Genomic DNA, 26,089 nt, shown 5'->3' with positions numbered 1-26,089 from the left:
TATGGATTTCCTACAAATAACCCAACAACTACTGCAAGCGGCAACGGCTCGCGAGGATGCCGAACAGTGGCAGCCGGATACACCGTTGTTGGGGCATATCGCCGAGTTGGACTCGATGGCGATAGTGACTTTTTTTACAGCGTTGGAAGATGAACACGGGGTGTTTGTCGATGATGATGAGGTTAGTGCTGAACTGTTCGAAACCTTGGAAACACTGACCGGCTTTGTCACCGAAAAGCTCGAGGGCTGAAGTGTCTGACGGCTATTTTCTGGCAACCGATCGCGGTCATCTCTACCTGGCCCGCTTCGGTGAGCTCGCGGGTCGCCACGTCTGGCTCTATCTTCCACCGTTTGCCGAAGAGATGAACCTCAGTCGCGCCATCGTGGCGCGCCAGGCCCGCGCCTTTGTTGAGAGTGGTGAGGCAGTAGTTTGTCTGGACTATCTGGGCAGCGGTGATAGTGAGCTGGAGTTGGATCAAACGGATCTGGATTGCTGGCTCGATAATATCCGTGCCGCTGTAATCTGGCTGCAGCAGCAGGGAGCGGCTTCGGTAGGGGTTTGGGGCTTGCGCTTTGGTGCCTTGATGGCGACCACCTATCTGGAGCAGCGTGGAACAAACGGATACCAACCGATCGATCGCCTGCTGTTGTGGAAGCCGGTTCTGGATGCGAAGACCATGATGGGGCAGTTTTTCCGCATGCGCCAGGTCGCTGATTCGATCAAAGGGTTGCCCAAGGTCAATTGGCAGGAGCGGGTCAAACAAGGGGAAACGGTGGAGGTGGCCGGTTATCCAGTCAGCACCAATTGGCTTCGCTCGATAAGCGAGCTGCGTATGCGGGATCAAATTGGCTTGCATATGCCCCAGACGATCTGGCTTGAGGCTGCTTCGGATAAGATCAGCCCAGCGGTCGACAAGGTCGCTCAACTATGGCCCGAAGCTGGATTAACACTGCAATACTGCGAAGGCTCAGCGTTTTGGCAGAACCCGGACTGCTATGACAGTCCTGCTCTGATCCAGCAGACTCTGGATAGTTGTCAGGAGCTTAGGGAGGACGTCTGTGTTCAATGAACGAGCGGTCAGCTTCGACTCAGGCGACAGGCTGCTGAACGGCATCATACATCCTGTAGATGGTGCTAAAACGGGTGTGCTGATTGTGGTCGGAGGTCCTCAGTACCGGGTAGGAAGCCATCGCCAGTTCGTCCATTTGGCCAGGGATTTTGCCCTGCAGGGGGTCCCTGCAATGCGCTTTGATGTCACCGGGATGGGTGACAGCGAAGGCGATAAAATAACCTTTGATCGATTGGACCAGGATATCTGTGCGGCGTTGGATAGCTTCTGTGCCGAGGCCGAACTTGAGCGTGTGGTGCTCTGGGGGCTTTGCGATGGTGCTTCGGCGGCACTGATCTATGCTCCTGAGGATCCACGCGTTGCCGGCCTGGTGCTGGTCAATCCCTGGCTTGAGAACGAGGAGGCTCGAGCCAAAACCTACCTGTTCGATTACTACTTGAAGCGGCTGTTCAGCCAAGGTTTTTGGCGTAAGCTGTTGAAAGGCCAAATCAGCGTAGCTGCTAGTGCTAAAGAGCTGGGGGGGACGGTGAAAAAGGCCTCCACAAGTACCGAAGCCAACAATGCCGGCAGGTCGTATCAACAGCGGATGCTGATGGCTTTTGGCCGCTTACAAGTGCCAGTGGCTTGGTTTTTAAGCGGCGATGATTTGACCGCGAAAGAGTTCGAAAGATGTTACTTAGGCGACGCTAGATGGCGCGGCTATGCTGCAAAGAATCGGGTGACGACCTTTAGATTAGAGGCAGCCGACCATACTTTCTCCAGCACAGCGTGGAAGCAGTGGCTGGCGAATCACACCGTTAAATTTATTTCAGACCATATTTGCCAGATAAATCGGCGAGACTATTCTCAATAGCGAACCTGCTCATTCGGGCGACTGGCCTGTTTGGGACAATTGATTAATTAACGGGTAATCGAACGATGATCCGCAGGCTGTTCTCTTTTCGTAACTACGTGCTGTTCTGGGCGTTGATCGGCCACTTTGGTGCTGCGTATTTCGTGGTGAAAGTTGCTTATCCGCACCGGCAACAAGTTATCAGTTTGATGTATGAGTATCTTTATTTCGATTCATCCAAGCCAGTCCCGCTGTCGGAAGTGATGGCATTTTGGCAGCAAAAAATTCAACCTCAACTGCTCCAGTCTGTCACTGAGCCGAATGCATTAAGAGTTATTACCGTTGCTGATACCAGCAAGTTTCGGCGCGCCATCAAAAACGCCAAACCAGGTGATCATATTGTCTTAGGTCCAGGAACATTTAAATTGTCCGGGAAGTACCTCAAGTTTTCAAATGCCGGCAGCGCGGAGTTACCGATCACGCTGAGTGCAAGCAAGGCCTGGACGACTCGTATTGAGATGAATATGTCCGAGGGTTTCTACATCGAAGCGCCTTACTGGCGAATTCAGGGTGTTGAATTGGTGGGAACCTGCGCAACAGACCGAAAATGTGAGCATGCATTCCACATCGTAGGAGAGGGACACCATACTCAGTTGATCGGAAATAGAATCAGCGGTTTTAACTCACATATCAAGGCTAATCCCAAAGATGGAAAATGGCCTGATGATGCACTCATTGTCGGTAATAGTTTCGTCAATCCTGCTCCTAGAAAGACCCGCTCACCAGTGACTTTGATTGATGTGGTGGCCGCCAGTGGCTGGCAAGTTAGAAATAATTTTATCGCCAACTTTAAAAAGGATGGCAGTGATTACACGAGTTACGCTGCGTTTTTTAAGGGAGCGGGTAGGAATAACAGCTTTGAAAGCAATGTTGTTCTTTGCTCTGAGAACAAGAATCCCAAGTTTACTCAGGTTGGTTTATCATTTGGCGGAGGTGGTACTAATACGCGAGTCTGTCGGGATCAGCAGTGCCTCTATGAGCATGATGAAGGGGTTATACAGGGTAATGTGGTGGCGAACTGCTCTGATGTTGGGATCTATTTGAATAAATCAAATAATACTCTGGTATCCAATAATACGTTGTATAATACCTTAGGTATTGATGTTCGCTTTCCAGAGAGTACGGCCGTAGTTATTAATAATTTATTCAGCGGAAGACTTAAAGAACGAAATGGAGGTACTGTAAAATTTTCATCAAATAACTGGGAGTTACCCGTCGATAGTACCTTCGGTGATAGCTTTGCAACATTATTCAGCGCCGCTCACCGATTAGATTTCTCACTAAAAAGTAGTCGTCCAGAAATCCCAGAAGCGATTGAAAATAAAAGGATGAATAAAGACCTATGTGGTAAAGGCTCCCTTTCTAATCACCTATATATCGGTGCTTTCGATTACCACCTGCGACAAAATTGTTTGTTAAGTTACTAGTCTTTGTTAGAGACTATTCATAGATTAAGATGTTATTAGACAATTAAAGATTACAGTCAAAAAGCTGAACCACTCCAACAACTTTTCCGTTCTCATCGGTAACAATTAGTGCGGTGATATTGTGCTGATTCATCATCTCGATCGCATCCTGAACCGATGCTGAGGAAGCGATGCTCTTAGGGTTTTGTGTGAGTATCGTCCGGGCTTGGATATTCAAAAAGTCGTGGGGATGGGCTTGCATGGCACGTCGTATATCACCATCCGAGATAACTCCCTGGACTTTATCGATGTCACCAACGATGACGAGGCCGACTCTACCTGCCGTGATCGTTGAGATAATTTGATCCATACGCTCATCAGCGCCTATCAGTGGCAAGGGGGCGTCTCTGATCACATCTTTCACTTGCGTGAGCAGCTTTCTGCCCAAGTTGCCACCCGGATGAAAACGGGCGAACTGTTCGGGTTGAAAGTCCCTGGCGACCATAAGGGCAACCGCCAGTGCATCACCCATGGCGAGCGTAGCAGTGGTGGAGGAGGTAGGCGCCAGCTTTAGTGGGCAGGCCTCCTCTTCAACACCTATGTTTAGGTGGACCGAAGCGTTTTTCGCTAGCGTTGAGGATGGGTTTCCGGTCAGTGCGATTATGGTATTGCCGTTGTCGAGCATAAAAGGCAGTAGCCGGATAACTTCTTCAGTTTCACCTGAATTGGATATCATGATGAAGCAGTCATTGCTCGATATCCGCCCTAAATCACCATGAATGGCTTCTGAAGGGTGCATAAAAAAGCTGGCGGTGCCGGTGCTGGAAAGTGTGGCGGATATTTTTTCGCCGATGATGCCTGATTTTCCTATGCCGCAGACCACCGCTTTTCCGGAAGAATTGATAATTGCCTCGACAGCTTGGTTAAAATGGCCATCCAGCGCATGTTTTAAATTTAAGATGGCTTGCGCTTCAATCTCGAAAACCCTGAATGCCTGTTGACTATGATCGGTTGTTTTCATTTCGATTTACCGTTTTTTCAAGGGTGCTGATGATCCAGGTCAGTTCATCACGGGTTAATGATTGGTGGCAGGGTAGTTGAATTAATCTTAAGCGGTAATCCTGGCTAACTTTACAGTCTGTTTTGGCCAGCTCTTCCCAGCGCCAAATAGGTACTCCCTGTTGTTTCAACTTGGGAAAGTCGGTTGCGGGATTGTCGAGTAACAGTGGAAACACATAGGGGACAGTACTTTCGGGTAATGTTGTAAAGAGTGGTTTAACCCCTTGGATCTGATCGATGCGTTTTAGGTAGTGAAGGAAGTGACGGCGACGGCGTGCGGCTATCATCCGGGAGTTGCTATGACTGGCGAGATGACGGGTGCAGAGGGTTGCACTGGTGCCGATTTGCCGTGGGTCAAACCATTGTAAGCAGCTTTTATCGATGGTGCAGTATTGATCGGAGACAACTTTCACCGAGTCAGGTGTAAAGGGCTCTGTGTTCGAACTACGCATGTTCAGCAGCTTCCCGAGAAGCCCCAGCCGACCATAAACCGCTCCAAGCTCTAAGGTATGAAGCATGCTTTTGCACTGTTGTTGAAAACTAACCGAGCGATTAATCAGTTTTTCAAGGGCATGTTTGCCTCGATTGCAGGCAAGAATACCACCTTCGGTTCCGGGGAAGAATTTTACGGTACTGGCGATGCTGAAATCACCAAAGCTACCCAGTGGTTGGTTTTGATAAGTACCAAAGAAAGCGTGGGCACAGTCCTCTATCAAGGCAATTTCGTGATGATCACAAAATGCCCTGAAGGTGCTGATATCCTGGTTAAACCCGAAAAAATGAGGCAGTAGGAGAGCCTTCGTTTTTGCTGTTATAGATGGGCCAAGGTCGTCGGTCGTACAGCGAAGTTGGCTATCCAATTCAAAAAAGACCGGGCGTGCACCGAGATAAATAATCGGCTCCAGCATAGAACCGCAGTGATATGCCGGAATCAGAACCTCATCATTGTTGCTGACCCCTAGCAATTTAAGGGCGTAGTAAATTGCAAGACGACCACTTGGCAGGTACAGAACGTCAGATTCGAAGAAGCGGCTGTGTTGGGCGGGCTGGGCCCCCAACGTTAGAGTTTCAGGTTCAAAAAGAGGTAGCATTGGAACCCGCGGTCGTGGATAGTACTTGGCCGCTTCAGGAAGTTGATTGATTTGGATATCCATCTCTAGTCTAAGGTCGTCCTATTATCGAGTTGTGGACATAAACCGTGTGGTGTAGGTGTCCATTAGTCGCACCGACTATTGACTCGCAAGCTGAGTTGCCGAGGTATAGTAGTTCTTGCTTAGTTGGGCCATAAAGCCAAACTGTTGCTTTCTCCATGGGGTAAAACGAGGCAGTTGAAAGAGATCGGTCGACGGTTCTGAAGTGCCGGCGCAAGTAGTAACGGCTTGGCGATAGCCAGCTTCTTTAAGCGCCGAAATGGTGGACTGGTTGTAATCCTTGATCGGCTTTCCATTCGGGTAGGCAAATGAGAGCACGGGTTCATCGATGAGTTTTTGCAGGCTGAGTTTATTATCTTGAATTTCTTGGATTAGATTGTGCGAATCGAGGTTTGCCAGAATCGGGTGGCTACAGCTGTGGCCCCCAATCTCCATACCGGCTTTGGCCAGCAACTGCACCTGCTCTGAACGCAGCATGAGATTAGCCGGTTGTGCAATAGTCGAGCAGAGGCGGTCGACAGCCTCGGTGCGCTCTTCGATGGGCTTATGCTTGATCGCTATCAATATCTTATGAGCGGTAAGTTGTCGCGATTCAGGGCTGTCCAGCAGCGGCTGTCCCAGCTCTAGCCACTTAAGGTCGATCGATCCCGAAGGGGCTGCGCGCAAGGCTTCAATAACTCGATCGTTCCACATGATCCCGCCATCAAGAAAATCCGAGGCAATAAAAAATGTTGCGTTGAGGTTGAAATGTTGCAGGATGGGTAGAGCGATGGTGGCGTTATTTTGGTAACCATCGTCGAATGTGATGACCAGGGCTCGGGGTGGAAGGGTGCGGTTGCGAAGGTGCTCAGCAGCATCTGCTAGGGTCAGTACATTGAAGCAGCGGGATATCCAGGCCATCTGGTCGGTCAACTGAGTCGCGGTGACTTCGTCCGGACGCATTGGATCGAATTCCGCAACAACCTGATGGTAATTGATGATGGATAGCTTTTGCCGGGCCGAGAGTCGTTGGATCAGGGGCTTGAACAGCGTCGTCATCATTGAGATCTAGTCCATTGCTGGGTCGCGATTGCGGAACGCCTTAAGGCTAGAGTGAAGCCGAGTGCTGTGCAAGGGCTACACTGGTACCTTCGGCCATTGATTTTGTCATCAGCGCGCGCACGGGCTTCGCCGGCTTATCAAATTGGCTTGCTTCAGTAAGGATTTTACGGTCCACTCAGGGCTTTACAGAAAGCATCTGGATGGCGTGGCGAAACCAAGAAGGGAATAATGATCAACTTTGCCGAATGGATAGGATGGAAAGTTTTTTATTGGCTCAACCGATTGGTTGACCTTCGCACTCCCGTTAGTCATTCCGTATCGGTAACAACGGCGGTCGAACAGAGCGGCTCGACAGGCCCCGATATTTGGGTGTTCTGTTCGACCATCGGGGAGCTCAACGCCTGCAGACCCTTAATCGAAAAGTTATCGTCACAGGGACGTTTAACGCTGATCACCGACCGTCAATGTTATCTGGAAAGCTTCCAGCAACAGTTCCCAACAGCTGCCGTGATCGAATTAACCGGTGCGATCACCGATTGTGAGCAGCTCATTCCGCAGATTAGTCCCGATTTGTTGGTGGTTTGTGAAATTCCCGCCAAGCCGAATGACGCTCCTTGTCGGCTTTCCTACGGGCTGCTTCGAGGTGCGAAACGTGCGGGCAGCAAACTTTTCTTAGTCAATGCCTGGCTATATCACTATCTTCCATCATGCAGAATGGATCGGATCGAGCGGCGCTGGTTTACCCGCGCTTACCTCGCATTGTTCGACCATGTCACAGTACAGACCCAGCAAGTGGCTGACGAGCTGGTGGCTGATGGCCTGGCTGTCGATAAAGTCACGGTCTCCGGGAACATGAAATTTGATGCGCTTAAGCAGCATAGCGGTGACAGTCTGAATACAACTAGCCGGGCGCTGATTGAACAGCTTAACGGTGTGGAAACGCCGGTCTTTGTTGCAGGCTGTCTTGCCAGCCTGGAAGAGAGTGGGCAGTTGCTGGAAGTGCTAAAAAAGGTCAAACAGACGATGCCGGGAGTGCTTGTCGTGCTCGCGCCGCGGCATCCGGAAAACAAGGCTTTTATGGCGGCTTTCTTAGAGCAGCTTGAAGCCAGCAATCTCACCTATTTGCGTAAATCTGACCTGATCGAGACGGCGTTAGACAGTTGTGACTGCCTAGTACTCGATACTTTTGGAGAGCTGAAAAACTTTTATGCAGCAGCCGATGTTTGTTATGTCGGTTGTAATCATAATGTCCTTGAGCCGTTAAGCTTTGGCAAGCCTACGTTGATCAGTGGTGACTGGAACCCCATCTATCCAAGCTACCCGGTGTATCACCTAACTAAAGCCAGAGGGCTGGTACAGGAAGCGGAAAGTATGGATGAGCTGGAGCGGTTATTGAGAACCTATCTGGAAGGTCAGCAAACGGCAGATCGTTCAGTAGTGCGGCAACAGCTTGACGATCTCGCTGGGGCGGCCGATATCAGCTATAGACGTATACAGCAGGATTTGAAGTCGGTAGATAATAACCTCAACATCCAATAACCCAGCAGTGAAAATGAAAACGTCTGGAAATAAATCGGCCCTTATCATTGCATATCACTTTCCACCGGTTGCCGTCAGCAGTGGTATGCATCGGATGATCGCTCTAGCGAATGCGTTGGCCGAAAACGACTGGGACGTCAGCGTACTCAGTGCTCATGAGAGAACTTACCCTCGCTCGGACCCTGAGACGCTGTCACAATTAGCCCCTTCAATTCGGATATGCCGGAGTCAAGCCTTCGATACCGCGCAGCATCTATCAATCAAGGGCAAATATCTGCAGTTGATGGCGCTGCCTGATAATCTGCAATCATGGATTCTTTTCGGAGTGTCGCGGGGGCTTAGAGAGATCTACCGTCGTCGACCTTCCTTTATTCTCTCAACCTATCCCATCGCTTCGGCCCATGTCATTGCGCTGATACTGCATCGCTTGACCGGCATTCCCTGGGTCGCTGATTTTCGTGACCCTATGGCTCAAGAGGGCTATCCGGCAGATCCCTTGAAGTGGAACTGCTTTAACTGGATCGAAAAGAGTGCGGCCAAGCATGCCAGCCTGCTCACCTTTGCTACACCGGGTGCATTGGCAGAATATCAACGGCGCTATCCAGAGGTTCCAGATGAGCGTTGGATGATGGTCAGTAATGGTTTTGATGAGGAACAATACAAGGGGTTGTCTCCATCGTCTCTGGATACTGATGAAATTGTCATTTTGCACTCGGGTTTGATCTATATCCACGAGCGCAATCCACGAGCGCTATTTCAAGCGCTTTCTGAACTCAAAAAAGAAGGATTATTTGAGAGTAGGAAAGTACGTTTTGTATTACGTGCCAGTGGGCATGAATCGACCTATCAGTGTTGGTTGCAAGAATTGGCGATCGAGTCGTTGGTAGGTTTGGCGCCACAACTGCCATATCGAGAGGCGCTTCAAGAGATGTTTGATGTTGACGGACTCCTGCTTTTACAAGGTGCTGGTTGTAATCAACAGATACCTGCTAAGGCATATGAGTATTTGCGTGCGCAAAAGCCTGTACTTGCGTTGACTGACAAAAGGGGAGACACGGCCCAATTACTTCGACAGCACGGTATCGCATCTATTGCTAGTTTAGATAATAAGGATCAGATTATTGAGGTTCTTCGGAGCTTTATTGGGAAAATAAAAACTACTGGTTCTGAGGCTAGCAATAATTTGAAAATAGATCAATATTCCAGGTCAAATATATCTAACCATTGGGTTGGTCGACTTTCTAAATTAATCATGGAACGTTAGAAATAACTTTTAATTCTTTTATTATGAAAAAAGCTGTTCTTATTAATGATACAACATATGATTATCACCACGGCTGTGAAGCGGTTGTTTCTGGAATTAAATCCAGCCTTCTAGTACGTGGAGTTGAGGTAATAGCTTCTTGCCCTGTTGGTGTACATTATAAAAAAATGAATAATATTGAGAAGGCGATCCAGCAGTCAGATTTAATTGTTGTTAATGGTGAAGGAACAATTCATCATGGTCGAGAAAAGGCAAAATGGTTATTAGAGGTTTCAGCCTATGCGAAAAAATATAATACTCCATCTGTTCTTATCAATGCGACCTATCAAGATAATCCAGCAGAGTTTGATAAGCTGTTAAATGACTTTGATTTAGTGTATGTCCGTGAATCAGAAAGTTATGATTATCTTAAACAACGAGGCATAGAAGCTGGTTTTGCTCCAGATCTAACAATGCTGCTTTCTCAAACGATTAGCTTGCCGGAATATCAGTCTAGAAATGGCATAGGGATAACAGATAGCCCTAAGGTCCAAGAAGGGATGTGGAATTTTCAAATGGCAATGAAGCATGGATGGACTTTTTTACCTGTACTTCGGAGTTATCGTGCCGAAGGCGAGAAGTCAGCGACAGAAGTACTTAGGCATTTAAAGCACTTGTTCACAAACATTGGCTGGATTAACAAAGAAAATGGCGTTTCCGAAGAAAGTTATTTACGAGCTAGGAATCGATTTCTTTGCTATACAGTGAGTGAATATCTAAAGAAGGTTTCAGGATTGCAGATTCTTCTTGCTTCCAGATTTCACTCTTTATGTTTTGCGATTGTTACTGAAACCCCCTTTCTTGCAACATCTGGAAACTCATACAAAGTTGAAGGTTTGTTGAGAGATGTAGGTTTATCATCGAGAATATGTGAATTATCGGATTTTGATGATATTGCTGATTATAATGCCTATTCCTTTAGTGATGAAGAAAAAATAAAAATAAAAGAATATAAAAAATCTTCGCTAATAAAAATTAATAATATGTTTGATAAGTTAGTCGGACTAACTGGTTGATATTAATTTATGATTCTCTTTATTCTTTTTATAAAAGATAACGGATAGAAATTTATGTGATACATTCTTCTAAGATCGTCGGTTAATTTTTTATGCCACTCCATAGCAGGACCGTAAAATTCAATGGAATTGATTCCATTAGTACTACAATAATTTACCCCCTCTATATGCATCGCAAAAGCGGGAGAGTAGCGGCTCCAGTCTTGATCAAAAGTGGTTTTAAGAATGTATAAGATGCCGTTTTGTTTTAGACAAAGATCTACGGCAACAGTACGATCGTTGTAGAGATAGCGCCAAACTTCCGCTTGTTCTGGTGCATAGGCATTGAGTAGTTCAGTATAAAATCGGCCTTGCACATTATCTGGACTCACTGCGGTTCCGGATTGTGCTTTCCAGCCCTGGCTTTCCAGAGTGCCGAACTCTTTCACAAGATCTTGCATTTGATTAACATTGTTAATCACTTCAATGCTTGGAGCTATCCCTTCTTTTTTAAGACGGTTTTTAGCCTTGTTGGTGTTCTGTCTGACATTTTTGCTACGAGTAGACCAATAGTTATCAAAATTATCGGGTATTGAGAGGCGGCCAGTGGAAATATAATCAAGAGTGTCTAGGTGGGGGGAAGGGCTTGGGCGAGCAAGTAGGGCTGGGTCCTGCTGTGTTACACCAATGCATATAACGCTTCCTGGCAGACTGCTTGCCAATTCTTTAAACAAATCGTCTGTACAATAATCTGGATGGCAGATCCAGCAGCCTAACGGTGCTTGAGATGGCTGAAAAGTTTCCCATCGACCAATGCCAATACGTTTTATAATAGTAGCAGCAACACATTTATCATCATCAAAAGCAAAAGCTAGTAGTTCAGAACCGTCTGAAAAACTTTCTAACAGAGGCTTTATAAATTTTGCATCGAGTAAAGGGGTGTCATAAGTTTCTTTACACAGGAGATTCCATTGGATTGAAAACTCATCGAATTTATTGATGGTGTTTATCTTCCAGATTGACATCCCTTTAATACCCCGGTGCTAAAAAAATATAGGTGTTTGAAAAACTATAGATAAGATTTTTGTGGGTTTGACCAAGCGTGTTTTGAGAACAAAAAAAACATAAGTCCTAATAGCATTTCATATGTTTCAGACGTGTCATTCGGGAAATAGGCAATATCTTTCAGACCGTACTGTATGAGTATTCCAGATATAGATAATCCGATAAGATACAGTGGTGGTACTGGGAGATTAAAGAATTTGTAAAGCTTACTCAAGGGGCTGAAATAGGCGGATATGGGATAGACTATTCCGATAAGAATAAGCAGTCCCATCGTGATTTTCCATGCGCCGATATATTCATAGAAAAATCCCATGTTGTGTATGTTTGTTTCGTTCTGCATGTTTTTTAACATGCCTTCGTTAGAGTGATAAGTGGTTACTTTTATCTCACTTGGAGTTTCAAAATTAAATATTCTTTGCCCCCAGCTGATTTCTTCACCAAAGCAAACAAATGCTAAAACTGCCCAGCATAGGGTTCCTGATATAGCTAAAAGAAGCTTGGAATTCTTTGATTTGTATATTCTAAATATACATGAGAAAAAAAATAAAGATGACAATCCAAAAAAGATAGCGCCGGCTGTTTCGATAATGCCGTCTTCTTGCGCATACTGATGGTAGCCTTCGGGGAAGAAAAAAATGGCACCGGCAAAGGAAATGCCTAAGACAAAGTATAAGATATTTTTATAGATTGTATCCTTTGCATTAAGATCTGAGATGATTCGGTTGTTCAGCAAGATTAGAACCTCCTTGTTATTGTTGTTTCCTCTGAGAGGGTTGTATTATACAATAAGTCAATTTAAGAAAAAATATTAACTGCTATTATTTGGTTAATGCTCTTTGGGTGGATGGATGGGCTATGAACGGTAATCTTAGAATTTTTTTTGGAGTTCTTCTTCTGTTAGTGAGCTTTGTCACATACTCCCAGCCTAGAAATAATATCAGCTGTGGAATAAATAAAGGATATCCATTAACTAATGCCTATGGGCCATTCGATTATACTAATCCTTCCCATGCTTCAGAAATTCCAAGAGTGCTTAGCTCACATTTCACTCCTATCGTGGAAAGGTTGATTGCAGGTACAGGGAACCCAACCCCTTACGGTGATATAGATTATACCTTGAGAGCCATTCCGAATTACCATCGTGCTCTATTTGCCATGTCTAAGTTACAGATTAGAGATAAAACTCTTAATACTGTCACTACGAAATTCTACTCGGCTTCCTGCTATTTCGAGAGGGCTATATATTTTCAACCTAAAGATGCTGTGGTAAGGATGCTTTATGGCCTTCACCTGCATAGAGTCGGAGAGTTGGAATCAGCGCTAAAACGATACAAAGAAGCCCTATTGTTAGACCCTGATAATCCAGAGTTTAATTATAATATCGGGCTGTTATATGTTGATTTAAAGGATAAAGATAGTGCCGTCAAGCATGCTAAGATTGCAACGTTAAATGGTTATCCGTTAGATGGCTTGAATAATAAGATTAACAGAATGGATTAGTTACCCCTACATTATTGCAGGAAAGAATTTTAGCATGGGGAAAAAAGATGTAAATAGTATGATTGCTAAGGGCGCCGTATGGATGGTTGCGCTCAGGGCAAGTATTAAATTTATCGGAATAATAAGTACTGTAATTTTAGCTAGATTATTAAATCCTGATGACTTTGGATTGGTTGCCTTAGGAACATCCCTATATGCAATGGTCCTTTTAATGCGTCAGTTTGGATTTGATACGGTTTTAATTCAAAAACAAGATGCGACAGAAGATCACTATAATACAGCTTGGACGATGAAATTAATTCTCTCATCAGTTGCTTCTGTTTTAATAGTGTTATTATGCTATCCGTTTTCTGTCTACTATTCTGATGAGCGACTTGTTAATGTCTTGTTATTTATGTCTGCGATTGTTTTTCTGAGTGGCTTTGTCAATGTTGGCATTGTTCAATTTAGAAAAGAGATGAACTTTGATCTTGAATTTAAATTTCGTGTTATTGCAAAGCTAACAACTTTTTTTATTACAATTTATTTTGCCTTTCTATTGGAAAGCTACGTTGCGCTTTTGATAGGAATGTTATCATCGCAGCTTATAACGCTGGTTTTAAGCTATATTATGCATGCATATCGCCCAAGGTTTTCAATCAAGATGTGGAAGGATATGCTGAGCTTTTCTATCTGGCTATTTGCAAATAATATTTTGATCTATTTAAATAATCATGGGCAGAATTTTATTATTGCAAAAATGCTTGGTAGTGCCCCGTTAGGTTTATTTACAGTAGGTAATGAAATAGCAAATCTGACAGCTTCAGATGTGGTGGCTCCTATAAACTCGGCTGCTTATTCAGGCTATGCAAAAGTTTCCAGTGATATAGATAAACTAAGAGATACTTATCTAAAAGTATTGTCTAATGTCTTAGTTATTAGTTTGCCTTGCGCGCTTGGTATTTGTGCAGTAGCAAACTTGCTTGTTCCTGTCATGCTGGGTGAGAAGTGGGTATCTATAATTCCTGTTATGGAATTGATTGCTGTTTCAAGTATATTCGCTTCAGTAACCGCCTGTTCGGGCTATGTTTATCTTGCTCTAGCTAAACAGTACATTACAACTTATCTCATGCTGATAAGAATTATAATATTTTTTACTTTGTTGATTCTGCTGTCAGATGTTTACGGAATGTTTGGTGCTGGTTTAGCGGTTCTTATCACATCTATTATTATCTTTCCAGTTAGCAAGATTGTAATTTCAAGAATTTTAAGTATCTCGCCATTATCCTTGCTATCAATATTTATTAGGCCGGTTATCGCATCTTTAACTATGTATTTTGTTGTGGAATATTATACGGGCTCAGTTGATCTGAGTTCAGGCTTGGTTTTTGATGGGGTCTATTATTTGTTGATTTCAGTTTTTATAGGCGCTTTTATCTATTGCGCCGTTCTGTTGAGCCTATGGGGTTTGTCTGGACGACCTAATACCGTTGAATCTTATGTTTTAAATTGGGTCGATCGAAAGTATCGAACCATTTCAAATAGAGCTTAGGTCGATAAATTATTTTTTGGGGAAGCTTTAGGCTAGAAGGCAATCAATAACTTCCTGCTGCTCTTTGAGGTGCAAATAGGGATGCATGGGCAGGCTAAATACGGTTTTTGATAGCTTTTCGGCGATAGGGAAGTCTCCCTTTGAGTAACCAAGCTGAGAAAACGCACCTAATAGATGCAGCGGCTTAGGGTAATAGATCATAGCGGGAATGCTTGCAGCTTTTAGTCGTTCAATCGTTTGATCCCGATTCGAGCTTCTTAGCGTATATTGAGCCCAAACACTCTGCATATCAGGGGCAATTGTTGGGGTTGAGTAGGTCTCTTTTAATGCCTCTGTGTAGCGATCAGCGACCCTTTGACGCTGAGATATCTCTGCTTCAAAGTGGGCAAGCTTTTCGAGCAGAATTGCAGCTTGAATCGTATCCAATCGACTGTTAAGACCAATACGAACATTGTCGTATTTATCTTGGCCCTTGCCATGAATACGGATTGACCGGATCTTTTCTGCCAAGCAGGCATCATGGGTAAATATCGCACCACCGTCTCCGTAGCAGCCCAATGGTTTAGCCGGGAAGAAGCTGGTTGTGGCTATATCACCAAAACTGCCACTTATCCGCTCTCCAATCCTCCCGCCAAGGCCTTGAGCCGCATCTTCTATCAGCTTAAGTCCATGTTGTTTGCAGATCGGCTCAATTTGTGGATAGTCGGCGGGCTGGCCAAACAGGTCTACGCTGATAACGGCTGTGGGATTAAAGCTTCCTTCTTTTTGACATTTTCTAATTGCCAGCTCGAGTTGTTGAGGCGAAATGTTGTAGCTCTCTGGGTCAACATCAACGAAAACAGGCCTCGCACCGACCAGGGCAATCACTTCGGCAGTCGCAAAGAAGGTAAACGGAGTCGTGAAAACAGCATCCCCTGGACCAATATCTAGGGCCATCAAGGCTATTTGTAGTGCGTCTGTGCCATTGGCGCAGCTGAGGCAATGATCAACACCGACAAAGTCGGCCAGTTGTTTTTCCAGCTCAGAGACTTCAGGCCCCATGATAAATTGACCATGCTCTAAAACACGCTGAATGCGTTGATTTATTTGGGCTTCAATGGCCTGGTATTGGCTTTTTAGGTCGATGAATTGCAAAGTCGTTTCCCAAAATTAATAGGGGGGGGTTATATCCGACGGAGCTGCCCCTGGCTTAGCTGATAACGGGTATTGGTATGTGGACAAGTCACTTCAGCTTCGCCTGTGAGCGGTAGTTCCAAGCGTTCCCCAAATTCACTTATCCATCCTATCTGTTTAGCAGGTACCCCAACCATTAATGCAAAGTCGGGTACGTCCTTGTTAATTAAGGCACCGGCACCGACGAAGGCATAACGGCCGATAGTGACGCCGCAGACGATCGTGCAGTTCGCCCCTAAGCTGGCGCCTTGGCAGACTCGGGTATTGCGATATTCCGTTTTACGTTCTATCGCCGAGCGGGGGTTGTAGACGTTGGTGAATACCATGCTGGGGCCGCAAAAAACGTCATTTTCGAGAGTGACGTTGTCATAGACCGAAACGTTATTTTGAATCTTAACGTTGTTACCGATCATGACTTTGTTACCCACAAAGACATTTTGGCCAAAAGAGCAGCCTGAGCCGATAATTGCACCTGCACTTATGTGGACCCAGTGCCAGATGCGACAGTCAGGTCCGATGGAAGCTCCTTCATCGACAATAGCAGTAGGGTGAATCGTGGTAGGCATCGGCGTTACCTTAGCTTGCTGACGAAGGGGTGTTGGTTACTGCTGTCGGTGAAGATATCGGCATGACGGATGCCTTGAACAATTTCAATGCTTTGACGCGCATCTTCAAGTCCGAATCCGCCACCGCCACCGCGCAGAATGTCCTGATAGCTCAGCGTGTGCAGGTCGGTAAAGCCGCCCGAGAATTCGATCTCTTTCCCCTCGACCGTGATGGAACGGTAGGTACGTTGGCCATTGGCTTTGACGTCATCCGGAATATAGTCGTAGTTGATCGACAGGAACCAGCGAACGCGTGCATGTTCGAGCTCCAGATATCCTGCATTAGTATCGGCTTGCTTCAGGTGAACTCGATTCTCTTTAACTCCTCCGAAAATCCAGCTCAACATGTCGTAAAAGTGAACTCCGATATTGGATGCGATGCCTCCAGACTTGGCTTCATCGCCTTTCCAAGAGGTGAAGTACCAGTTACCACGACTGGTGAGGTAAGTCAGGTCAATGTCGTAGATTTTTGTTGGATCTGTGGTGAGCTCCTGTTCGACCCGTTTTTTCAAAGCAATAATGCTGGGATGTAAGCGAAGCTGGAGAATGGTATAGATGCGTTTCCGAGTTTCCTGCTCGACAACTTCTAATGCATCGATGTTCCACGGGTTTAGAACCAAGGGCTTTTCACAGATTGCATGGGCGCCACTGCGAAGTGCAAAACGGATATGGGAGTCATGGAGGTAGTTTGGTGAAGCGATGGCTACATATTCAACCTGAGTTCCCTTGCGCTTGAGGAGGTCGATATGGCGGTCGAAGCGTTCAAACTCAACGAAGAAGTCGGCTTCAGGAAAGTGGCTGTCGATAATGCCGACCGAATCATTTTTATCCAAGGCCGCCACGAGAGTGTTTCCCGTGTCTTTAATGGCTTGCATATGGCGGGGGGCGATGTAACCGGCAGCGCCAATCAGGGCAAAATTTTTCATCCGGGTTAGTTCCTTAACCAAGCGGTCTATCGAGTTAAATATCCTAAGGAAACAAGCATAACGGCTATTCTATTACTTGTCCGCTTTTGCGCTGCTAAGCAGGGTCGCGAGTTGCTGTACCCTGCGGTCCCAGCTCTGTTGGGATGCATATTGATACCCCGCTGCTAGCTTCTCACTGGTTTGGCTGAGACGTTGGTTGATGGCCTCCAGCCATTGCTGAGGTGTACTGCATACATCCATCAATTGCTCTTGGTCTTCAACGGATGACAGCGGACAACTAATCAGCGGCTTTTTCGTCGCTAAGTATTCATTCAGCTTTAAAGGATAGGCCAAGCGAGCCCAAAGTGTTGGCGAGGTGTCATAACACATCAGGTGGCAGTCGATATGACCGGCATAGGCAGGTAAACGACGATAATCCTTTGCTCCCAGGCAGTGTACGTTGGGTCTGTTCGTCAGCTGGTTAAATAGCTCGCCCTTGCCAGTCAGGTTGCCAATTGGGCCAATAAGTATCTGTTGAACATGGGGTAATTGCTCGGCGAGAAAATCGAGGAGGTTCAGGTCTACCTTGACATTGATACTGCCGATGTAGCCGATAGTTGGACCGGTTATCCGTGCCAGGTCCTCCGGGCATTGAAGCTGTTGGCTTTGTGAGAATGCATCGAAGTCGACCCCGTTCTTGATCGTTTTAATATCATCACGACCGCTGCGCTGCGCCATGTTGCAGCTGACGTCGCTAGATGGGGTGATGACCAGGTCGGCCTGCTTTAACAGTTTTCCCTCTTGCTGGCTGAGTTGTTCTGCATGGGCTCCCTGCTTGGAAAAGTCATCGTATGGGTGATAAATCAGCAGATCATGTTTGATGGTATCGATGTAGTGGGCGTAATTCGGATGGAAGACATAAAGTACGCGCCTTGACCGATTGTTGAACTTAGCGGCAAGAGTCCGGCTATGCTGCTTGATTGCCCACCGGCTTATGCGTTTTAGACGAGGCCAGTGAAACAGTAAACTTGAGGGTTTGTCTATCTGAGCCGAATCGTAAATAGCGCTGTTACTAAAAGGGTGCTTTAGCAACTGAGCGGGGGAGCTCAACTCCCACACGCTAGGGATCCCCTGTGAGTAGATAACATTGCTGTATGGGGCAATACGGCTGAAAAGCTGCTGCCGGTTCATCCACTGGCCATTCCAGTTATTGGGTGCCAGTACGATAAACTGATATTTTCTTAGTATTTCCTGGGTTGACTCTGACAAATCGATTCCTTTAATTTTGATTGTCAAATTATTTCACTCGATAGAATTTTTGATCGGGCCAATATAATCCTTTGCTACGACGATATTGTCGATAAATAGATGCTGTTCCGTAGAGGGTTTAGCAACACCTCCGTGGAAAAAATCGAACCAGATTTTTTCAATATTTAATTTATCTGTAGTGCGAAATTTTAGTGACGTAAAACTTGCGATCTGACGACCATCGATCCACACTTTAATTTCGCCATCCGAATCATTAGGCGTATTTAGTTTCAAGTACTGCTCTATCGCATACCAACGGTTTTTTTCTAGCAGGCTGTGACTTGAGCCCCAAGCGCGTCGTTCACCGTATTTTCGATTGCTATTGGCAAGGTAAAGATAGCTTCCCAGAGGGGTTTTACCTCGATGTTTACCTTGGCTGAGCGTGTCGAAGAAATTTCCACGGGCGGACCAGCCATTGGTGCCGTCGGAAGGTCTGCCGCCCCAGCCCGCCTTGTCATAGGTGCCACCGAAGCCAGGAAATTTTCCGCCGCCACGATCTGAATTCCAGTTGTCGCCGAGTCTTAAATAATAGCGAAAATATAATGATTCTGGCTCGGCCGGTAGCAGATCACGAGTCAATAGGGAGAGGCTCGCTGCTAAGTTCTGCTCGGGTGAAAAGCGAAGTCGCAGGGCTTTACCACTCAGTGGTATAAAGCGTGCCGGTACGCCGAGCTCAACCGTGTCGGCATTGGCTGCACCACGAATGTGGCTCCATTGCTGGCTCCAGTTGTTGCTTTCAAAATTTTGACTAAAGAGTACATCTGGATTACGGATGATGTTTTCATCGTCGGGGTACTGATCGGCGATACCCCGCTCTATGTTGTTCTCAGTCAGGGTTTGCTTTGTGATTTGATAGATACCGATTTCATTATCACCAAACTGGCGGTCTGTTGTTAAATAGAGCGTTGCCATTGATACATCATTGGCGCTCAATGCTTTCGGGAATGCGAAATGTATTAATGCCTGACTGCGTGGCCCGACCTTTAACACAGCCCGATCGCCATAGGCACTTCTGGATGAAGCGGTCAGGTAAGTATCAGCGGTGGCGGCAATGAGTTGGGTTGTACCATTGATGAGCTGGAGTTCAATTGCGGGTGTCGTCAGGTCTCCGCTCTCCCGGCTGTAAAATTCGGTTCTGGCTTTGCCGGTATTGAGATTTCTAAGTAACAGGCCCTGGTTGGTCTTGGGTTTGTCCAGCCACTGTTTAACCAGTCGAGTAATCTCTGCGCTGGGATACTGTCGTTTGTCACGATCTTTTACATACAGCGATTGAAAGGCACTGGCTCCATGTGGTTGACCCTGGACATCAACCCAATCGCCCAGCTCGCGTTGCCATTTTATCTTTGCGGCTTGGTCCGCGAATGCTCTATTTGCGGCGCTAAAGGGTTCCTTTTCTGACCAAAAGGTGGCAGCGCTTTCAGCTTGTAGGGGAAAGGAGCTCAGGGCGCCCGCGACGAAAATTAAACTAGATATGGCTTTCAACATAACGAAATTTGCCGTTGGGCGATGTCGGTATCTGAGTACAGGGTGTAATCGTGATCTCCATGTCGTCTCCCAAACGTTGCTTTAAGCGATCGGAAATCGTCTTCAGCAGCGATGAGTCGGGAGCTTGTAGCATCACCAAAACCGTCACCTTGGTGGCGCTGTGCTGGGTAATTTTAAATTGCTCCATCCCGTCTATCTCACGCAGCACATAGATTAAAGCCAACGCATGGACCTTGGCACCATCGGTGGCGGTCAGGAAATCGGTACTTCTGCCGCTTACTTCTTCCAGTACCGGGAGGGTCCGGCCACAGCTGCATGGTGTGGTCGCAAGTCGTCCCATGTCGCCGGTCCGATAGCGAACAAAGGGGAATCCGGTAGTCGCGAGATGGGTGGTGACTATTTCCCCGGTCTCGCCTGCAGGTAGCGGTTTGCCTTGCGGGTCGATGATCTCAACGAGGATATGCTCGGATGAGATGTGCAGAGATCCTTGGGGGCATTGATGCGCGATAAAACCCGCATCACGGGCACCATAGCCGTTAGCAACGGGGGCTCCGAACTGCTGTTCGATCAGTTCTCGTTGATGCGGGTAGAGCATTTCCGAGGTAGTGAAGACCACCTTGACGCCGAGCCGGGACAGGTCGATACCCTGTTGCTGTGCCTGTTGGACCAACAGGTAGATCACGGATGGATAACCGAAGACCATCGCGGGTTTCAGGGTGACTAACTTTTTCAGGTAGCGCTCAATGTTATCCTTTCCCAGTTCGAAAGCGGGGATCAGATGGGAACGGAATAGCCGGTCTCGCCAAAGTTTAACTCGGTCCTGTTTATTTAATTCTATCGGTGAGCCCCAGATGACCGCTTCCACATCTCCGATATCGACTCCCCACCAGCGGGTGGCACGCCACTTTGCGGCGACATCATGGCTGACCCGATCCATACCCATATAAAAAATCAGCGGTTCGCCACTCGAACCGCCGGTATTGTATTGCAGCAAAGGGTCTGAATGGCGGCTGATCAGCTTTTGCTGGTGTTCACGAATTATCGATTTGGTTAAAAACGGTAGCTTAATCAGGTCCTGTATATTACTGATCGCATCAGGTGTTAGTTGCCGCTGTTGCATCAGATCCCGATAGTAGGGGTTATGCTGATAGAGGTGAGCAATAAATTTTTGTAGATCATGGTCTTGAGCGCTATTCAAGGCTTCAACCGGTAACCACTGGCTAGCCTCTAGCTGTTTCAGCAGGTGAGTCGAGTGATGTTTCTTGAGTTTTTCATGCAGAGGAAATAACAGCGAGACAACAAGCTGGGTATAAAGCGAGCTACTGGGCGATCTGGCCATTGGGAATCCTTCCTTGCATGGTTCGTGGGCGAATCGGCGGTGGTTGATGCTCTAACTGGTAGCGCTTTACCCATTCAAGAATGGCGACTAGCGTAATAATGATGTGGTAGGGGAGATCGAAATAGGCCAATCCAAGAAAGGCGCCGCCGGTGGTAAAGGCGATAATACTGACTTGCAGCATTCGAACTAGATTACGACACCATACTAACTGTTCATTATTTTTGCTAAGAGCGATCACTCGTCGACCGGTTCGCCAAGTCATGATCCATAGCAACAGATATAGAAAAAGCCCGATAAAACCGTGCTGGCCCAATATCTGGAAATAGATACTGTGGGAATCATGCACCTTCAGTGGGTCGGGGGCGTAAAGCGCAAAATTTTCCCGCGTGGTTGCGTGAAAGCCACCACCAAAGGGTTTGTCTTTGGCGAGGTTGAAGGCCATGTTCCATGCATTAAAGCGACCCTGTACCGAACCGTCGTAACTTTCGATATCCGGCTGAATAATCGTATTCATTCGGTCATACCAATGCTGTGGCATTGACATCAAGGCAATGGGGATCACCGCAACCATCGCGATTGACAGCAGTAGTTTTTTGTTGCTTTTGAGCCAGAGGAAGAAACATACCGCACAGCCTGCAACAATCGAGCCCCGTGAATGGGTCCCCAGTATGGAAAAAATGCTGAAGAGAATAATGGTGAACAAGCCATATCGAATCCATCGATTGCTGGTTACACCGGCCAGATAGATCAGGATAGGGATGTTGATCAGCAGCGTCAGCGCCAATTCATTATTGCCATGGAAAAACCCGCCCGGAGGCCCCCAGACCCTTGAGGTGCCCCCTCCCAGTACGGTGAAGACTCCCCCTTTAAGACCATAGAAGCCGATACTTAATCCCACCACCCACAATGCGGCTTCAATCCGTTGGCGGCTGTTGAGCAGCGCAAGTATGATGAAGGTAATCAGCTGAATCTTAATTACCTTGAAAAACTGGTCCATCTTGTAACTGTCCGATGGCGCTATCAGCGTGGTGATGGACATCCACAAGATAAAGGCTAGCAAAGTGACCGTGACCGCGTTCATCGGAACCTTTTTAGGCTCCTTGCTGGCCAGGTAGGCGAGAAGGAAACAACCGCCTATGATACTGGCTACGGGAAACGTGGTAATGAAGCCCCAACCAAGGCGGTGCGGTACCATATAACTGATCCAGCACCACATAAGCGCACCCACGAAAGGGCGCTTGAAAATAAAAGGTATGGACCCAAAGATAACCAGGGCGACCAGTAAATCTCTCACTTAACCGGTCTCCATTAATTGATCAAAAGCTTGGTGAAGCTGAGCGATGCGACTATCCCAGCTGTTCTCTTTTGCGTAGTTAATGATTGCGCCCTGATTCCAGAGCTGTCTGAGCGCGTTATCTAATGCAGTAGTCAGTGCCTCGGTGTCTCCAAACGGAACGATTGCGCCTAACGAGCCGGATGACACGACCTCGGCATTGCCGCCGACATCGGTGGCGATGACCGGTAAGCCGCAGGCCATAGCTTCGAGAATGACATTGGCCCAGCCCTCGTTACTCGAGGCCAGAACAAAGGTATCGGCTGCGCTAAGTACCTGTTTGAGCTCTTCTGGCTTGCGCTCACCCAAGAAGCGAACATGGTTCCCCAGCCCTAATCGCTTGATCTGTTTATCAAGTTGTGGCTTGAAGTTGCCCTCGGGATTGGCTCCACCGACAACTAGGTAGATAAGATCCGGGTGTTGTTTTATCAAACTCGGCAGACACTCGATGACTCGATGAAACCCTTTTCGTTCAACGATTCCTCCAACCGTTATCAGGACCGGTGCCTGGGGCGGGATTGCTAACTGTTCACGGCATTGTTGCTTGTCGAGCGGGAAGAATTTCTCACTATCCACGCCATTGCCTACCACTTCCAACTTTTGATCGTCGATACCCAGTTCAAGAGCTAGCCGACGTAGCGAATTAGACACGCTGAAAACACGGCTGGCATTGGTGAGTGCCGCTTTAAGCTTCGGGCGCAGCTTGGCTGATTGCGAGTGGCGCACCTCGGTTCCCCGAAGAGTAATAGTGACGGGTTTATTTAACCAGCGCCCCAGCAGGGTAGCCGCTAGACCGTCGGGATAACCGAAGTGGCTATCGATAAGTCTGATATGTCCAAGTTGTTCGCGATGAATTAAACGGCGGCAACTGTGCGCGATCATCCAAGCATCAAAGGTACGAAAAAAGTAAGGCAGGGCCAGAAAGCGTGGGTAAAAAACACGGATACCCTGCTGCACCTCGGTATAGGGCGGGGTCGGGCGATAATCGGGCTTAACTAGCCGTATCAGGCTCTGACCGGGAAACCAAGGCACCGGTGAAAGCACTATCAACGGAGTTTGGCGGTTAACCCGGAACATCCGTTCGCGGATAAACAACCCGGCTTTGGGCCTGGCCGGACTGGGAAACAGGGTGCTGAGCACCAACAGTTGTTCAGCGTTATCGGGGCTGTTCATACCCTATAGAGACTCGGTCAGATTTTGATAAACAGGGAGGATATGGGCGACAGCATCGCGCCAACACCGGCTCTGTGCAACATAATCGCGTCCGTTTTGACGCATTTCCTGCGCACTGCCAGGTTGGTCGAGTATTTGCACCACGGATTCGGCTAGCGCAGCGGGACTTCCCGGGGAGAAAAGCACCCCGTTATGACCATTTTTAATCATTTCGCGATGGCCTCCAATGTTCGATGCCGCTACCAGACCGCCCATGGCCATGGCTTCCAGGGGCTTTAAAGGCGTAACGATCTCGGTCAGCAGAATCGATTCGCGGGGGTAGATAAAGAGATCAACCAGGCTGTAATAATCCTGTACTTGCTGATGCGGCACGCGGCCAATAAAGCTGACGTGCGACTCTATGCCCAGTTCCGCCACCTGTTGTTTCAAGGCCGATTCCTGCTGACCACCGCCAACCAGCAGCAAATGGATGTCCGGCTTGCTTTGAATAATGCGCGGTAAGGCCTCCAGAAGAATATGTAGCCCTTCATAGCGGTAAAATGAACCAAGAAAACCCAGGATGGTCTTTCCGTCGAGTTGATGCTGAGCAAGCAGCTGCGGATGTTTGTGGGTGGGCGGTGTGAAGTTGGCGAGGTCTACGCCATTGTGGATGACGGTGATGTTCTGGGTCGGCACTCCCCAGTCGTGGACCCTATCGGCCAGCCCCTGGCAGATGGTGACGACATGGTCGGCCTCTTTTAAAACCTTCTTTTCAAGTTGTTGGCTTAATCGGTAACGTAAGCTACCTTCTTTGCAGGTCCCATGACTGACCGCAGCATCTTCCCAGGAGGCGCGCATTTCATACACGAACCGGATTCCTCGAGCCTTAGCAACGCTAGCGGCTGCCAGAGCGTTAAGCGATGGCGAGTGGGCGTGAAGAATTTGAGGCTTGATCTCGTCGCACAGTTGGTGGAGTCGTTTTTTCAGGCCGGCAACGACATCATACTGACCGAGAACCGGCAGCTTGGCCAGTGCCCCTTTGGGGGTGCGGTAAAAGCAGTAATCATCGACCTCTTCGACCAGGGCCTCGGTGCCGTAATGCTTGCTGCTGGTCAGGTGCCAGGTTTGAATACCTAAACGGCGCTGTTCTCGCAGGATGGCCAGACTACGGAATGTATAGCCGCTGTGTAGCGGAATCGAGTGGTCAAAAATATGTAATACCCGCATGTTTAGAGTCTATATCCCCGCGGCTGATAATTTCTCTTCTTTCGCCATTGCCAAACGGCTAGAAGCAGCAACAATAACTCCATAAGGCAGATAGCAAACAACTGCCATTTGATACTGACCATCGATGCAACGGAGTGTTGGTTTTCTGGGTGGGTGATAATCTTAATCCTAGGGTGCAGCCCCAACAGGGTTGCGCTGAGTTGCTCTAAAGAACGCGAAGTTCTTCCAGCATGCGAAATTAACGGATGGTTATCAAAGGTAAGTGGGTTTGTGCCCCACCATAGATAGAATTGATCTTTGCCTCGCAGGTAATAGTTTAGAGCCTTGTCGGGTAACTGCATGCGTATACGGCCCTGCTGCAGCGGGTGAAACTGGATGCTGTCGGGAGCCTGTTCGAGCATCAGCCTGAACTCTGCGACAGAGAGGGGCGTGCTATCGTCGAGCCTGGTACTGTAAAAACCATTGAACACGTCAACGAAGACCCACTTATTCAGATGCTGGCTATAAAACTCACTGAAAGCATGCCCCCAACCACCAAAACCATCAAATGACATACCCCACTCCCGAACAGAGAGACCAGCGGCGGGGGCCAGCGCGTTAATAACCTGAATATAGTCGGCACAATAGCCTGAGCCGTCGGAAATGATCTGCTCGAAACTGTTCAAGGTGGAGCTCTGCAACGCGCCACCCTTATAGCCTTTTGCCCGAAGGTGCTCGACAAGCGATAAAATTTGCTGCCAATCGTTGGGCTGGGCCGGCAGTTGGTCCAGCCACTGCTGCATCGGTTGCGGCAGTGGCGCACTGTCGATCAGAAAGCTGGTGGGGCGCTGCTGCGGCAACCAGTCGAAGTCCTGCTGCACCGAGGGGGCGATCAGCAGCGCATTGCGCAGACGCACAAGCTCGGTGGTAGCCGGGCGGCCCGGTTCCGGCCAGGCCAGTGCCGCCAGCCAGATTAACGGCAGCAGCATCAGCAGCGCGATTAACAGCAAGGGGCGGCGGGCTAGCATCGT

24 protein-coding genes are annotated in these 26,089 nt (G+C 47.6%); 9 read left to right on the top strand and 15 right to left on the bottom strand.

Annotation, left to right across the window (positions count from 1 at the left end; all coding sequences use genetic code 11):
• Position 1 precedes the first annotated feature (1 nt).
• The 4 genes from DV711_RS04360 (at position 2) to DV711_RS04345 (ending at position 3,389) form a co-directional block, all read left to right on the top strand.
• Positions 2 to 250, top strand: a complete 249-nt coding sequence (locus DV711_RS04360) for an acyl carrier protein (RefSeq protein ID WP_114694413.1) — start codon at positions 2 to 4, stop codon at positions 248 to 250.
• Position 251: 1 nt separating this feature from the next.
• A complete protein-coding gene (locus DV711_RS04355) occupies positions 252 to 1,070 on the top strand; it encodes an alpha/beta hydrolase family protein (protein ID WP_114694412.1) in 819 nt (272 codons plus the stop codon).
• Positions 1,060 to 1,923, top strand: a complete 864-nt coding sequence (locus tag DV711_RS04350) for a hydrolase 1, exosortase A system-associated (protein ID WP_165839997.1) — start codon at positions 1,060 to 1,062, stop codon at positions 1,921 to 1,923. Before DV711_RS04355 ends, DV711_RS04350 begins: the two co-directional genes overlap by 11 nt.
• Positions 1,924 to 1,988: 65 nt before the next feature.
• Entirely contained in the window at positions 1,989 to 3,389 is a 1,401-nt protein-coding gene (locus DV711_RS04345; RefSeq protein WP_114694410.1) for a chondroitinase-B domain-containing protein, read from the top strand.
• Positions 3,390 to 3,432: 43 nt separating this feature from the next.
• Here the strand turns inward: DV711_RS04345 and DV711_RS04340 are convergent, their stop codons facing one another.
• The 3 genes from DV711_RS04340 to DV711_RS04330 all read right to left on the bottom strand — a co-directional run bounded on the left by DV711_RS04340 (position 3,433) and on the right by DV711_RS04330 (position 6,619).
• Positions 3,433 to 4,389, bottom strand: a complete 957-nt coding sequence (locus DV711_RS04340) for a KpsF/GutQ family sugar-phosphate isomerase (RefSeq protein ID WP_114694409.1) — start codon at positions 4,387 to 4,389, stop codon at positions 3,433 to 3,435.
• Positions 4,370 to 5,581 (bottom strand): DegT/DnrJ/EryC1/StrS family aminotransferase, encoded by a 1,212-nt coding sequence (locus DV711_RS04335; RefSeq protein WP_114694408.1) that lies wholly within the window; start codon positions 5,579 to 5,581, stop codon positions 4,370 to 4,372. The genes DV711_RS04340 and DV711_RS04335 overlap by 20 nt, the downstream gene beginning before the upstream one ends.
• A 75-nt stretch (positions 5,582 to 5,656) precedes the next feature.
• Positions 5,657 to 6,619 (bottom strand): polysaccharide deacetylase family protein, encoded by a 963-nt coding sequence (locus tag DV711_RS04330; RefSeq protein WP_114694407.1) that lies wholly within the window; start codon positions 6,617 to 6,619, stop codon positions 5,657 to 5,659.
• Positions 6,620 to 6,847: 228 nt separating this feature from the next.
• On the opposite strand from DV711_RS04330, the gene DV711_RS04325 reads away from it, so the two are divergent.
• The 3 genes from DV711_RS04325 to DV711_RS04315 are packed head-to-tail and all read left to right on the top strand — an operon-like array spanning position 6,848 to position 10,477.
• Positions 6,848 to 8,158 (top strand): 3-deoxy-D-manno-octulosonic acid transferase, encoded by a 1,311-nt coding sequence (locus DV711_RS04325; RefSeq protein WP_114694406.1) that lies wholly within the window; start codon positions 6,848 to 6,850, stop codon positions 8,156 to 8,158.
• Between the two features lie 13 nt (positions 8,159 to 8,171).
• Positions 8,172 to 9,422: a glycosyltransferase gene (locus tag DV711_RS04320; RefSeq protein ID WP_114694405.1), complete on the top strand. Its 1,251-nt coding sequence runs from the start codon at positions 8,172 to 8,174 to the stop codon at positions 9,420 to 9,422.
• A gap of 23 nt (positions 9,423 to 9,445) precedes the next feature.
• Positions 9,446 to 10,477 (top strand): polysaccharide pyruvyl transferase family protein, encoded by a 1,032-nt coding sequence (locus DV711_RS04315; RefSeq protein ID WP_114694404.1) that lies wholly within the window; start codon positions 9,446 to 9,448, stop codon positions 10,475 to 10,477.
• 2 nt (positions 10,478 to 10,479) lie between these two features.
• On the opposite strand, the gene DV711_RS04310 is transcribed toward DV711_RS04315, so the two are convergent.
• A complete protein-coding gene (locus DV711_RS04310; protein ID WP_114694403.1) occupies positions 10,480 to 11,481 on the bottom strand; it encodes a GNAT family N-acetyltransferase in 1,002 nt (333 codons plus the stop codon).
• 44 nt (positions 11,482 to 11,525) lie between these two features.
• Positions 11,526 to 12,254, bottom strand: a complete 729-nt coding sequence (locus DV711_RS04305) for a hypothetical protein (protein ID WP_114694402.1) — start codon at positions 12,252 to 12,254, stop codon at positions 11,526 to 11,528.
• A 122-nt stretch (positions 12,255 to 12,376) separates the two neighbouring features.
• Between DV711_RS04305 and DV711_RS04300 the strand changes: the two genes are divergently transcribed.
• Together DV711_RS04300 and DV711_RS04295 are read left to right on the top strand one after the other, a co-directional pair.
• Entirely contained in the window at positions 12,377 to 13,021 is a 645-nt protein-coding gene (locus DV711_RS04300; protein WP_114694401.1) for a tetratricopeptide repeat protein, read from the top strand.
• A gap of 34 nt (positions 13,022 to 13,055) precedes the next feature.
• On the top strand, positions 13,056 to 14,552 hold the full coding sequence (locus DV711_RS04295; protein WP_114694400.1) for a lipopolysaccharide biosynthesis protein: 1,497 nt from the start codon (positions 13,056 to 13,058) through the stop codon (positions 14,550 to 14,552).
• Between the two features lie 27 nt (positions 14,553 to 14,579).
• On the opposite strand, the gene DV711_RS04290 is transcribed toward DV711_RS04295, so the two are convergent.
• The 10 genes from DV711_RS04290 to DV711_RS04245 all read right to left on the bottom strand — a co-directional run bounded on the left by DV711_RS04290 (position 14,580) and on the right by DV711_RS04245 (position 26,086).
• Complete coding sequence (locus DV711_RS04290) at positions 14,580 to 15,686, bottom strand: DegT/DnrJ/EryC1/StrS family aminotransferase (RefSeq protein ID WP_114694399.1); 1,107 nt, start codon at positions 15,684 to 15,686, stop codon at positions 14,580 to 14,582.
• 29 nt (positions 15,687 to 15,715) lie between these two features.
• Complete coding sequence (locus DV711_RS04285) at positions 15,716 to 16,291, bottom strand: acyltransferase (RefSeq protein ID WP_114694398.1); 576 nt, start codon at positions 16,289 to 16,291, stop codon at positions 15,716 to 15,718.
• Between the two features lie 5 nt (positions 16,292 to 16,296).
• Positions 16,297 to 17,256 carry a Gfo/Idh/MocA family protein gene (locus tag DV711_RS04280; RefSeq protein ID WP_114694397.1) on the bottom strand — a complete coding sequence of 320 codons (960 nt, stop codon included), beginning with the start codon at positions 17,254 to 17,256 and terminating at the stop codon, positions 16,297 to 16,299.
• 72 nt (positions 17,257 to 17,328) lie between these two features.
• A complete protein-coding gene (locus tag DV711_RS04275) occupies positions 17,329 to 18,504 on the bottom strand; it encodes a glycosyltransferase family protein (RefSeq protein WP_133297395.1) in 1,176 nt (391 codons plus the stop codon).
• A gap of 33 nt (positions 18,505 to 18,537) precedes the next feature.
• Positions 18,538 to 20,028 (bottom strand): polysaccharide lyase, encoded by a 1,491-nt coding sequence (locus tag DV711_RS04270; RefSeq protein ID WP_114694395.1) that lies wholly within the window; start codon positions 20,026 to 20,028, stop codon positions 18,538 to 18,540.
• A complete protein-coding gene (locus tag DV711_RS04265; protein WP_207802528.1) occupies positions 20,009 to 21,148 on the bottom strand; it encodes a phenylacetate--CoA ligase family protein in 1,140 nt (379 codons plus the stop codon). Before DV711_RS04265 ends, DV711_RS04270 begins: the two co-directional genes overlap by 20 nt.
• Before the next feature lie 199 nt (positions 21,149 to 21,347).
• Positions 21,348 to 22,661 carry a putative O-glycosylation ligase, exosortase A system-associated gene (locus tag DV711_RS04260; protein ID WP_114694393.1) on the bottom strand — a complete coding sequence of 438 codons (1,314 nt, stop codon included), beginning with the start codon at positions 22,659 to 22,661 and terminating at the stop codon, positions 21,348 to 21,350.
• A complete protein-coding gene (locus tag DV711_RS04255) occupies positions 22,662 to 23,840 on the bottom strand; it encodes a glycosyltransferase (RefSeq protein ID WP_207802527.1) in 1,179 nt (392 codons plus the stop codon).
• 36 nt (positions 23,841 to 23,876) lie between these two features.
• Entirely contained in the window at positions 23,877 to 25,079 is a 1,203-nt protein-coding gene (locus DV711_RS04250; protein ID WP_114694391.1) for a TIGR04063 family PEP-CTERM/XrtA system glycosyltransferase, read from the bottom strand.
• A gap of 2 nt (positions 25,080 to 25,081) precedes the next feature.
• On the bottom strand, positions 25,082 to 26,086 hold the full coding sequence (locus tag DV711_RS04245) for a hypothetical protein (RefSeq protein WP_114694390.1): 1,005 nt from the start codon (positions 26,084 to 26,086) through the stop codon (positions 25,082 to 25,084).
• Between the last annotated feature and the right edge of the window lie 3 nt (positions 26,087 to 26,089).

Source organism: Motiliproteus coralliicola (assembly GCF_003345655.1).
Classification (GTDB): Bacteria; Pseudomonadota; Gammaproteobacteria; order Pseudomonadales; family Balneatricaceae; genus Motiliproteus; species Motiliproteus coralliicola.
This window is presented reverse-complemented; position numbering and strand designations above follow the sequence as displayed.